Source organism: Rhizobium sp. PvP014 (assembly GCF_017876855.1).
GTDB lineage: Bacteria > Pseudomonadota > Alphaproteobacteria > Rhizobiales > Rhizobiaceae > Neorhizobium > Neorhizobium soli.
In genome coordinates, this window is sequence record NZ_JAGIOT010000004.1 from 16,576 (window position 1) to 28,410 (window position 11,835).

The 11,835-nt window shown below is 55.9% G+C and carries 9 protein-coding genes and 1 pseudogene; 6 read left to right on the top strand and 4 right to left on the bottom strand.

Annotation, left to right across the window (positions count from 1 at the left end):
* The first annotated feature begins 16 nt into the window (after positions 1-16).
* The 3 genes from repC (at position 17) to J3A65_RS23050 (ending at position 4,028) form a co-directional block, all read left to right on the top strand.
* Positions 17-1,261: a plasmid replication protein RepC gene (gene repC, locus J3A65_RS23040; protein ID WP_209904226.1), complete on the top strand. Its 1,245-nt coding sequence runs from the start codon at positions 17-19 to the stop codon at positions 1,259-1,261.
* A gap of 157 nt (positions 1,262-1,418) precedes the next feature.
* Complete coding sequence (locus J3A65_RS23045; protein WP_209904228.1) at positions 1,419-2,717, top strand: hypothetical protein; 1,299 nt, start codon at positions 1,419-1,421, stop codon at positions 2,715-2,717.
* A gap of 57 nt (positions 2,718-2,774) precedes the next feature.
* The gene (locus J3A65_RS23050; RefSeq protein WP_209904231.1) at positions 2,775-4,028 is read left to right on the top strand and encodes a DUF4062 domain-containing protein; all 1,254 of its coding nucleotides are present in this window, start codon (positions 2,775-2,777) and stop codon (positions 4,026-4,028) included.
* Positions 4,029-4,139: 111 nt separating this feature from the next.
* Here the strand turns inward: J3A65_RS23050 and J3A65_RS23055 are convergent, their stop codons facing one another.
* Entirely contained in the window at positions 4,140-5,288 is a 1,149-nt protein-coding gene (locus J3A65_RS23055; protein ID WP_209904233.1) for a site-specific integrase, read from the bottom strand.
* 198 nt (positions 5,289-5,486) lie between these two features.
* Between J3A65_RS23055 and J3A65_RS23060 the strand changes: the two are divergent.
* The 3 genes and pseudogenes from J3A65_RS23060 (at position 5,487) to J3A65_RS23070 (ending at position 8,947) form a co-directional block, all read left to right on the top strand.
* Positions 5,487-6,622: pseudogene (locus tag J3A65_RS23060) on the top strand (RHE_PE00001 family protein).
* Positions 6,623-6,701: 79 nt separating this feature from the next.
* Positions 6,702-7,535, top strand: coding sequence for a Shedu immune nuclease family protein (locus tag J3A65_RS23065; RefSeq protein WP_209904235.1), 834 nt, complete (start codon positions 6,702-6,704; stop codon positions 7,533-7,535).
* Positions 7,536-7,807: 272 nt separating this feature from the next.
* Positions 7,808-8,947: a DUF3800 domain-containing protein gene (locus J3A65_RS23070; RefSeq protein WP_209904236.1), complete on the top strand. Its 1,140-nt coding sequence runs from the start codon at positions 7,808-7,810 to the stop codon at positions 8,945-8,947.
* Between the two features lie 116 nt (positions 8,948-9,063).
* On the opposite strand, the gene J3A65_RS23075 is transcribed toward J3A65_RS23070, so the two are convergent.
* The 3 genes from J3A65_RS23075 to J3A65_RS23085 are packed head-to-tail and all read right to left on the bottom strand — an operon-like array spanning position 9,064 to position 11,774.
* Positions 9,064-10,350 carry a restriction endonuclease gene (locus J3A65_RS23075; RefSeq protein ID WP_209904239.1) on the bottom strand — a complete coding sequence of 429 codons (1,287 nt, stop codon included), beginning with the start codon at positions 10,348-10,350 and terminating at the stop codon, positions 9,064-9,066.
* A 12-nt stretch (positions 10,351-10,362) separates the two neighbouring features.
* Complete coding sequence (locus tag J3A65_RS23080) at positions 10,363-11,172, bottom strand: hypothetical protein (protein ID WP_209904241.1); 810 nt, start codon at positions 11,170-11,172, stop codon at positions 10,363-10,365.
* Positions 11,169-11,774 carry a poly-gamma-glutamate hydrolase family protein gene (locus tag J3A65_RS23085; RefSeq protein ID WP_209904243.1) on the bottom strand — a complete coding sequence of 202 codons (606 nt, stop codon included), beginning with the start codon at positions 11,772-11,774 and terminating at the stop codon, positions 11,169-11,171. Before J3A65_RS23085 ends, J3A65_RS23080 begins: the two co-directional genes overlap by 4 nt.
* Positions 11,775-11,835 lie beyond the last annotated feature (61 nt).

Genomic DNA, 11,835 nt, shown 5'->3' on the forward strand with positions numbered 1-11,835 from the left:
GAAAGGTGAGAGAAAAATGCAGACGGGACATGTAACGACGCCCTTTGGGCGGCGGCCGGCGACGCTTGCCTTGGTGAAAGGACAATTGGCGATCGCGGCATCAACGCCAGGCACGCGTGTCGAAAAGTGGAAAGTATTTCGCGATGTGTGCGAGACGAGGGAGCGCTTGGGTTTGCAAGACAGAGCGCTCGCCGTTCTCGATGCCCTTTTGACATTCTACCCGGATGCACAGCTAGACGCTGAAAACGTGCTTGTTGTATTTCCATCCAATGCGCAGCTATCCGTCCGCGCTCATGGGATTACGGAAAGTACACTGCGCCGCCAGCTCGGCGCGCTTGTGAATGCAGGACTTATCCAGCGTCGTGATAGTCCCAACGGAAAGCGATACGCACATCGCAATCGAGACGGTGAAATCGAGCAGGCTTACGGCTTCGATCTGAGCCCGCTGCTTACGCGTGCCGCCGAGCTTGCCTTGCTTGCGCAGGATATCGCCGCGGAGCGCATGCGCTTTCGCCGGGCGAAGGAAGCACTCACGATCTGCCGCCGAGATGTCCGTAAGCTAATTACAGCCGCGATCGATGAAGGCGCCCACGGCAATTGGGCGCATGTTGAAACAATATATATTGGCATTCTCGGGCGGCATCCTCGCTACCCGGACAGAAAACAGGTCGAAGCAACACTCGATGATATGGAACTTCTGCGCACAGAGGTCCTCAACCTTTTGGAAATGCAGTCAGAAACTATAGATATGCACGGCAATGCCACGCTAGATGACCGCCACATACAGAATTCAAATACCGAATCTATATATGAACTTGAACCGCGCTCTGAAGATGAGCAGGGCGAAAGCGTGCCGGAAGAGCCGCACGCAAGGAGTGTGACGCCCGGAAAGACAAAGGCAAAGCTCGAACCGATCAAGGCGTTCCCGCTGGGAATAGTCCTTCGAGCTTGCCCGCAGATTGCTGACTATGGGCCGGGCGGCGGCATTGCCCATTGGCGCGAGCTCATGACCGCGGCTGTGGTGGTCCGCTCGATGTTGGGTGTCAGCCCTTCAGCCTATGAGGAGGCCTGCGATGCGATGGGGCCAGAAAATGCAGCAGTGGCGATGGCCTGCATTCTTGAGCGATCGAACTTTATCAATTCTGCCGGCGGCTATCTGAGGGATTTGTCAAAGCGGTCGGCGCAAGGCGAGTTTTCCCTCGGGCCGATGCTATTTGCCCTTTTGAAGGTCAACAACGAAGACGACCGAAAGACTGCTTAGTCGTGGTACCGTGGCAAACATTACGAGCTTCGTCGAAACCGATTCTTCTTGAATCATGGGAGCAGGCATTCTTGTCAGCCGTTTTTTTTCATGATTTCCTCTTCTTATACAGTGAGTTATAAGCGGTGAAGAAAAAATTTTTGCGGGGAACGGCGTGATGTGGAAGGCGAAGGAGAAGCAGCTGAATGTTGAGCAGATCACTGGTCATGCTGCGAAGAGGCACCGGTTAATCGTCGGTCGAGCGCCTGAAAACACCGAAATGCTGTTCACGCCAGCCGAACTTTACGGCGCTATGGCGCAGTGCTCGAGCAGAGCAAAGATGGATCAGCATGCGGCGAGAGCTCAGGTTCAGATGTGCCGCCACCTCATCGCTAGGCACGTCGATGACAAGAATGATCGATTCGCTCTGTTGGATACTGCCCGGACCCTGAAGGACTATGTCGGGAAGGCCATGACCGGCCTTGTTGGTGACGGCATCGCCTATCTTCAGATGGTACGAGATGGATACCATTGGATAGATCATTTCGAAAACCACGCCATCCATGGCAAGCCGCCAACCACTCGGTCGCCAGACTATGTCTTCAGCCGCACAGGAGATTTGTTCGTCGCCCTTACAGAGGCAAAGGCGACCAAGGGAGCTTCTAGGGCTGCTTTTACGAAAACTGTCAGAGACGGCTACCAAGAACAAGTCGAGCCTTATCTGGGCCGTAAGATTGGCACCTGGATCGCGTCGCATGGCTATGCCGTCGGCAGCTGGATGAAGTCGATGAAGAAGGCCGAGATATTCATCGACCACACAGTGAGTTCAGGTTCGCCATCTGGTAATGGCGACGGCCCTTCAGAAAGGTCTGATCCGCGGAGCGTGCGGTTCGGCAGCTATTGCGGCGTCCTCACTCTCCTGTTCGGGCCTGATATCGGAGAGGCAGCGCGAGATCGCCGCTGGAGACCTTCCGAGCAGACCTTCACCACCGTTGAGTGGCTCAACCGGACATGGATTGTTGGAGAAGACGCCGAATGGGAGCCGTTGGTCGTCATTGGCGAAGAGCACTTGATTTTCAAATCAGGACCGGTGCGATTTGTGAATGGTATGGCGCTGGATATAGAAGTTGCTCGGCGTGTCTTTGCTTTGATCGAGTCGAGCGAAGGGGATTTGGATCTCATAGGAGAGCTTCCGGAGTTCCCTGCGGATCTCGTCGAGACAGCTAAGCGTTCCGGTGGCGCAATCTTCCCAGATGGTTTTGCAGTTCTCGGCCGCGACGAAGATCTGAGCACGTTTCAGAGGATATCGGTGAATCCCCCGGCGCAATCCTCCGCTGTGCTGACTGAGGCAGAAGCCGACATGACGGCCGCGATCACGACGGCATCTTATCGTCTCGAAAGCCGACTGCTAACGGCCGGCGAATCTGGCGAGAGCAATCAAGAGGCGCTTGCGCTCGTTTATGTCGCTGAAGGGTAGGACTGCCGCGCTGCCGCCGTCCACACCCTCAATCAGGCTCAAACCACGAGAATAATCATGATGAAGCGACCCACGTTATTTCTGTCATCGACCGTGTATGATTTTGGTGATCTGCGAAGTGCGCTGAAAGATTATCTGGAATTGCGAGGATGCCGGGTTTTGGCGTCCGAGTTCACGGACTTCACGCGACCGCTGGATGAGCATTCATACCAAGCGTGCCTCAACACAATCGAGCAGGCCGACCTGTTCGTCCTGTTCATTGGTCGGCGCGTTGGCGGTTGGTATGATCAGCAAATGCAGATCAGCATCACCCGCGCTGAGTTCCGTCATGCCTACAAGCTTGCACAGCAACACCGCATACGCATCTTGTGCTTCGTTCGTAGTGACGTGTGGGAGCATAGGCAAAGCGTCCGCGATCTTGAAAGGGCTCTGAGAGACGACCCCGAACTGAGTGATCAGCAACGTGAGCGATATGCCAAGTATCCGACGATGGCGATGGACAATGCGAACGCCATCATCTCATTCATCGACGAAGTCACCAAGAACAACGAGACCGCCAAGGCGGTGAAGGGGCAGGGGGTGGCTCCAATTGCCAATTGGATTTGGCCGTTCTCAACCTTCAGCCAAGTCCGTGACGCGATCGATCCGCTGGTTCTCAACGGGCTTCCCGTTGCAGATGCTGCCGGCAGAAAGGCTCTCGAGGAGCAACTGTACGTTCTGCTTCAGAAGGCCGTCCCGCAGGCGAGCAAGTCGCTCGTCAACCCGGTGAGCAGTGTTCTGAAGCTGCGGAATGCACTCAACCTGAACACCAGTGACCTAACTCGGAGAATGAAAGTCCCGGCAGATCGGTGGAACACCTTGGTCTTTCTTTTGACGCTGTCATCGAAAGCGCAACCTGACGTATCCGCTGTCACGTCGCATTTGGGTTCCGGGCTTCTTCTCGCCTACGACCCGAAATCTGGTACCTTCGAGCAGACGCCGGAATATGATCTCCTGGTCCGGGTGGTCGATCAAGGAAATCTCCTCCAAAAGACTTCGGCGACCGATATGAGGGAGCTGTTCGAACATGGCCGCCAGGCGACGACTGAGGGCGATCGGGTCGTTCCATGCCACCTCTTGGTCATGTGGCTGCATGGCCTGATGCGTTGGGTGGAATTCATCGCCTGTGCAAAGGCACTTGCACGATCGTTGAGCGGTAAACCGCTGGTCCAGCCTACGGTGATCCCTACGACGCCAATTATCGATCAAGAGGAGTCGTTGGCCGCGGAATTTGTATCTATCCAGGAGATCAGGGAGTTTGTGAGCGAGTAGCGCAGCACTTATCGAAGGTCGCCTACCAGAGGCAGAGCTCAAAGCGTCCAGGCGGTCGAGGAGGTACGACAAGCGTACGCTGACGGACATCGCGACAGGCACCATATGCGTTCAAAGCATTCTTGCCGCTCGACCGCTGCGTCGTGTTGCGTTGTTATAGTAGCTCGATGCCTGCTGCACGGATCGATGGCGAGACTGCTCAATCGCCTCAGGAAGCGGTACGCCACGATTGGCGGCCTCCGTGAGATAACCCGACCGCAGCCCGTGCGCCGAAAACTCCCCAGGCTCCAGTCCAGCCAGCGCCGCCCGCTGTTTGACGATCTGGTTGACTGCACTCGGCTCCAGCGCGCGCTTCGAAACATTCCCCCAGCGATCGATCTTGCGAAAAATGCTCCCGCTTTCAATCTTGCCCCCCGCAAGCCAGACATTCAGCGCATCCACAGGTCTACCCGTCAGATAAACGACCTCATCGCTTTCGGCACCTGACGTCTTGGTGCGACCGAGGTGAATGGCGAGAGAGGGGAGGGGAGGGGCCCCCTCGACGGTGATTGGTGGCTCGACTGTGAGCTGCTCCCTGCGCAGACCGGCAATCTCACTGCGACGCCGTCCGCCCGAGGCAAAAGCCACCATCAGGATTGCCCGGTCGCGGATATCACGAAGGTTGTCGGTGCTGCAGGTCGCGAGCATTTTTGCCAAGACGTCGCCGGTCACCGCCTTGGCGCTTTTGCGTTTCCTTGGCCGCGGTGTCGCGCGCACAGCAAGACGGATCGCGGACTTCAGCGAAGGGGAGGAGAAGACACCCGTCAGTCCGCGCCATTTCGTCAGCGTCGACCAGCTGGCAAGCCGCCGGCGAACCGTATCGGGCGCATGCGGCCCTGGCGATCGAAGAAAACGTTGTTCGCGCAGGCTCTGCTCGACATCGGCCGGCATTCCGTGTTGGGGGTCGATGTCGCGCTGATCAGGCTGCCAGAGATGGTGGGCGACGAATTTCAGAGCCAAGGCTTCGGGTGCCGGCCAGGGGAGGGAGGCACCGGTTGCGGCCAGCGACCAGGCCTGCAGATAGGCAAGGTCGGAGGTGAGCGCGCGCAGAGTGTTTTCGCCCATGCCTTCGTTGACCAGATGGCGCAGCGTTTCGATATCCTGGTCGGTGAGCAATTCAGCCAGTTCGTCGCGGCGGTCGATCGGCAGCACGCTGGCGATGGTGTCGAGCTCGTCGGCCCGGCGATCGACGGCGGTCTTTGAACGGGGCAGCATGGCCATAGCAAACCTCACGATCGACGGTTTCGACGGCCGAGCGGCCAGGGACTTACCGGATTCTTTCTGATTTGCGGCCCGAAATCAATCACCCTCGATAAGGGGTACTTATCAATGGTTAAACACCGTTCCGCCAAAAGCGGCCAGTGACGAACTCTAACTATACAGTAGCGTTCATTTAGTAAATCATTTACCATAATTTCAATGTCTTACGACTTGTCAAAATTCCCCATCTCTAGCCTGCTGCGGCCGATTTCGGACGCTGGCGCCGCCTTGGCGCGGCTCGACGAGCGGATCGCATGCTCGCCGGTCGGCGACGGCGGATCGAGCGTACCCATTTCACCGACGCCTGCGCGTCGCTCTGGATCGACGGCGAGCTGGTGCATCTCGAAGACCTGGTGCTGCATGACGCCGGCGCCGATATTCGCGCGCCTACCCATGAACTGACCATCGCCCGCGACGTCCTGAAAACCCGCCGGCGGATTGCGGCGCAACCGGCCGGCTGGGCGCTCAGCGCCGAGGGACTGCGCAGCCTGCGCGACGAGGGTCACATCGTCGCCGACGGCAGCGCCAGTGAAACAATCGTCGTCGAGGTTGATGGCGAGCCGAAACCCGCTGATGAGGCGGGGAGCGGAGGAGGGGAGGGGACTGATGTCTCTGATCCGCTCGCGGCAGAGCTGGCGGCGATCGACGCCGTGCTCGCCCGCTCGGAAGCCGCGCTGACACAGGCGACAGCACCCAGCCGCGCCGGCGGCCGCGAAAACGAGCCGTTCGTCTACGACTTCGATTGGGACGAGGACGAACGTCTCGGCGAATGGCGTGCCGTCCTGCGCGAACTCGACAGTTTTCCACCTGTGCTGCAGGCGATCCTCGCCCTCGATGCTTGGAATGGTTTGCAGGTGCTGCAGCATGCGACTTGGCTCGGCCGACTGCTGGCGGGGGCCTGTCTGCGCTAGGTTGCCCTTACCACGGTGGCGCATCTGGCTGCGCTCAATCTTGGGCTCAAGTCTATTCCTGTCGATCGCCGCCGGCATCGCGATCGCGAAGCCCGTTTGCTGGCCATTCTCGCCGGCATCGACGCCGCAGCCGATCTCGGCCTCAAGGAGCACGACCGGTTGACTCTTGCCCGGCAGTCGATGGAGCGGAGGCTAATCGGCCGGCGCGCCTCTTCGAAACTACCGGAAGTAATCGAGCTCGTGATGTCCCGACCGCTGGTATCTGCCGGCATGATCGCCACAGCTGTCGGCGTTACACCCCAGGCTGCGATACGGATTGTCGGCGAGCTCGGGCTCAGGGAGGTGACGGGGAGGGGGAGGTTCCGGGCATGGGGTGTAACTTGACGAATCGACGGCCTTCTCCAATCTTCTGGCCGTAATTATATGATCGAGACATAACGAAAATCGTCCGAGGAGCCGAAGATTGTATCTGCCCGAAAACAACAAAGTCGTTGGCGAGTTTGAGCGGTTGCTCGAGAGCGATCCTAAGCCGGGGAGGCAGAAAGAGCAGGAAATACAGGATTTCTTGGAAGATAATAGTGAGCTTATTATCACCAACAGTAGACTGGGATACAAACTGCATATGCATGCCGTAATTTCCAAATATCCCTTGTCGACAGACCTGAAAACGGACTTCGTTTACATTGTCAAAACCTCAGGAGAATGGGAGATCACGTTCGTTGAGCTCGAGGATCCGCGGAAGCCAATTTTTACCGAGAATATGAAGCGCACGCTCCCAAGCGCTCAACTGACGGCAGCACTTGCCCAAGTCCGAGATTGGAAAGTGTTCGTTGAGCAGTCCAGATCGCAACTACTTGATGGGCTGGCGCCGATTCTAAAACCGCGGCTGTTCGAACCCAGCCCAACCACCTTCCGCTACCAGCTCATCTACGGTCGATCTGCTGACAAGAATCTTACGGAGGATCGCAAGCGCCATTTCCTGCAAATCAGGGAAGAGCAGGGTGTGGATCTTTTCACCTACGATCAGCTGATTGAAATCTATCGTGGGTATCAGCGGTCGAGGAAAAACATCATGCGCAAGACGAAGCGAATGTTCGCGTTCAAATCGCTGATTGATGAGCCACACCATATTTTCTCACATTTGGGGCCCGGGGCCATCGAGTTGACGAGCGATCAAGAGGGCCGTCTGGTTTCTCAGGGATATGAGATGGACGCTTGGAAGGCCGGGCACCTATTGAACTACAACCATCGCCACCCGATTCATCGACGAGACGACAAGTTGTTGCTTAGGTCCTGACACCGAAGGTATCGGCTTGAGTAGCCATGGGCTTCTTGACGCTGAGCTGGGCTCTCTGCTGAGTCTCAACCTCTTTTCTATGAACAGACCCAGCGGGGTCGACGGGACGAGTCCTGTCTCATCTCGGCGAGCGAACGGTCGCAGACTGTGCTGACTTCTCAGTTTGCACGTTGATCAATGTGTCGTAGCTGGATACTCTCCGGTGCAAATGCCTTCCATGTCATTCTCCGGTGATCACAAAGTGAAATGAAAAGCCTGAGTGGCATCCAACCATGACTCTGGGGCAGACCGGACGAGTAACCGTCGATGTCAACGAGCATAGGCAAAGGATCATTGCGCTCAACGGTCTCGTCAACGCTAACCGTGCCTACACGATCTACTACGACGAAACGAACAATATCCGTCGATTGCATGTCCGTGATGATGGACTAAACGTGCGAGAACCGAAATGCTTCGTCGTCGGAGGAGTGGCCCACGAGGGCTCCGGCCAGCAAATCGATTTAGGCCCCCTTCGCTCGTCGCTAAAGGTTCAACCCAGCGCAGCAGAAATTAAGCTCAAGCATGTTGCCACCGGAAACTTTCTGGACATTCTCGGCGCTGCTCGATTAGAAATCTTCCTTGAGTGGCTTATCGCCCAGGGCTTGTTCGTCCATTATTCCGTCGTCGATCCGCTCTATTGGTCGATCGTTGACGTTGTGGACTCCATTCTCGGCCAGTATGGCGAGAGTCGGCTTTTCGGTATCGCTCGGCCGCTCAAGAACGATCTCTACAAAATCCTCCGCTACGATTACGACGGAACGGTCGATATCTTTCAACGATATACCTATCCTGACGTCGGCCGCGCCAATCGCGAGGCGTTCCTCGAGGAGCTGATAGAACTGGCCGAGGTTCGCTCGGACCTGCTTGACCATACCAACTACATGATGCTGAAAGGCACCCTTGAGATTGGCCTCAAACTGGACTCTCTGCCATTTCTCGAAAATGAGGCTCCCAATGTCCTTATCGACAGCTTTGGTGCGTTTTTCCAAGAAAGGATTTGCCTTCTGAAAAACGCTGCGCACATTCTCGACCTGGAAGATGTTATCAAGGACTACCTAGGGCGTCTAAGGTTCGTTGACGGAGATAGAGAACTGGCTAACTTCAGGTTTGCAGTTTCGCACGACGAACCTGGTATTCAAGTCTCCGATGTCATTACCAGCCTGCTCGGAAAGTATTTCTCTTTCATATGTGCTGGTACGGATGAAGCTCTATGGGACGCTCGCTCCACATTGAACGCCCAACAGACCCGCAATATCACGTTATTGAATGACCTGCTCGAACGCTCTGTAGGCGAGAATCTCGTTTTTTCGTATTCGGTGATAAGCATACGAGACCAGATGTTCGGCGAAGCGTTTCGTTCGCCGATGGAATAGGCATATGACGTACTACGCCCTGTCGATATCGAAACAACCGCCGGCGAGAGATCGCCTAAGGAAACTGCCTTGATCTTAGCCCTGACGAAATTGATCTGTGCGGTCGAGCATTTCCGTCACTTGCGCCGCCCTCTGCCGACCACTCGCGCACGCCTTCTGATGACATATTCGGCGATCTCTAGGAACGATTGGAAATCATCGTTCTGATAAACAACCTCGTATAGGGGACAGCCAGCTTCATCTCGAAGGTCAAACCCGACGATGCATGGCTCTCGGAGATTTTGGAGGCGCGAGTAATCGACGTTTGAGGCTTGCCGGGCTCCCTTTGAGCTAAACCGTGCCCAGTAAGTGTCGAGAGGGTCGCTTACACCCAGGGCTTGCAAACTACTATCGCGTGAAAAGCGTGGACAATCCGCAGTGCATACGGCTTGCAGATCACCCCGCAGCGCATCTAGAAACGGCATTAAAAGGTGCTCTACGAGTTCGGGCTTCAGTGTACTTTCCTCTTCCGTCTGTAGGGCGACTTTCATGACGTGCACCACAACATCTGCGTCTATGTGTCTAAGGGCAGCGAGTGTGACGTAGGCGAGCGTTTGGATCACCGGCTCCTGAGTGGCGCCGTATTTGGTGACTCTGAAAAACAGATAAATGACGTTTAACATCGCGTAGTGAAACGCCTGAACCGCAGCCTCGCTGTCGCTTCCGCCTGCCCAAGGGCGTTCATCGATATTGCCGTGTGCGAATTCGTTGGCTATCAGCGCCACGCGTTCCATCGGACCGATTTGAAGGTTGTCTCGCTCTTTCCAAATCCGCTTGAGGCGCTCGATTGAACTATACTCAAGCAAATTCCAGAATCGCTCCCTGACAGCTTCCATGTACCCTGCCGAACTCAAACCCTTTTCAAACAGGCGAAGGACGGTTGCAGGCTGTCGGCCTAGCAGCTGCTCAAGTGACCGTCGATCCCAGAGGTATATCTCAGGCTTCGGAAAACGCTGCTGCCAGGTCTTTACCCAATCGCGCGTTGGATTCGAGAAGGTCGTATTTGTGGCGATCACGAGCACATCGACCTCCGGGTTGGCAACAGCATTATTGCAAGCGACAGTCACCGCTTCTTTTTCGAGAGTTCCAGTTCTTCCTTTGCATTCGACCCACCACCGTCGCGGCTCCATAATTCCATTATCGCCCGATGTAAAAAGCCTGGCTTCGAGGTCTCTACCTCCATCCGCCGCCCCTCCTCCTTTTCCCCCAACCCGCCATTCAATATCCTTGGCGCCCATTCCGTCGAGGAGCCAGAAGACGCACTCTTCAAGTTGATGGCCCTTCAGCTGTTCAAACTCGATTTCCGTCGGCAGAACCCATTGCGGGCCGTCGTTTCCGCCTCCGTTTTCTTTCGCGACAGTCACCGAGCAGATCCTTTACGATTCTGACGAAGAGCGATTTCTCAGTAGATAAACGCTTACGGCCGAGGCCACCGTCACCACAAGCTCCGCCTCTTCAAAGCGAGGTGCTCGTCCTTCTTGCAGGTGACGTCCCTGCTCGGAAGCGAACCCCCAAAGTTGATGCAGTGCTCGATCGAGGGGCGCGGGCAAACTCAGTCTGCTTATTATCTTGCCAAGCGTATCGCTGCTTCCATCGATCTCGCGTGCAACGCATTCCAATGCTGCCATCGCATGCTGTATCGCTCCAGTCACATCAGCTATCGGTCGCCGTGAGATATCTTTGATCGCTTCATGGATCTCGTTTGCGGCAGTCGGGGTCCCGGCCTCGTCCATCGTCAACACCGCGTCGTGGATTGCGAGGTTAAATGCCTTAGAACCACGAACAACGAGCCTGCCTTTCTCCAATTGCCAGCCCACACCCAGCTCACGAAAAGACTGGTTCAAGCGTTCCGAAAATTGTTGTTGCCGTTCGCCGTCATAATCGTTTTTTCCGACCTCAACAAACAACCGCTCGGCAAAATCGTAGACTTTGAACCAAGGCGCATCGGTTATGAGGCGGTAGACTTCGTTCTCGACGTTGCCAGGCGACCAGTTGCTGGGATCTGGCCGCTTAAGAAGCACTCCGCACAGTAGATCACGCATCGTGTCGGGGCCGAGGTCAAATGCAAAACCCAGCATAGTGATTGCGTCCCGTATTGCCTCGGGAGCATCTTCTCGAACGCTAATTTCGGCGTCAGGAGCGCGATATCCAAATCGCTGAGAAAATGGAATGCCTTCGCTTGTCATTGTGACACCTGTTCCTCGTGTTCAGCGAGCGATCGCCTTGTCGCATTGACGAAATCTTGTAATGAGGGCGCCTCTAATCGACCAGATGTGTCCGTCAGACGATCTCGAAGTCCTCGCGAAATTTCAAACTGCACCCCTTTTTTCACAAGTCCACGATTGCATATATTCCGACTGCTTTCGCCTTGGAGCTCAGGATTCTCATGTCTGGCAACAACGAAGCCGAGTTCTTTCAGGTGTTTCTCGAGAATCGCTTTCAGGTCTGCGTCCCTACCACCCAGATATACGACTTCATCATCGCCTGCGCACCCGTGGAAGGCCACACAGTATTGGCTGCTCGTGACGATCTGGACTCCCGCGGGCTCGTCAAAATTCGTCGACGTAATGTGCAGGTCTCGATTGTTGGTCGGCTTCCTACCTTCAAAGAGATAGAGGCTAATCTTATCCCCCGCCAGCGCTAGCGCCAGCTCTGACGTTCCGGGCTCAATGCTTCCACCGTGCGGGGCAATTATGCAAGCCGCAGTGTGTCGACTATGCGCGGTTACCAGAAATGCGTCGGCGCCTTCAGCATTCGATAACTCGGCAAAGTTTCGATATTTATCCATCGGGGTTCTCCGCCATGTAAGCTTTAAAAAATCACCTTTGACGTGGCTGCCCCTCGCGTTG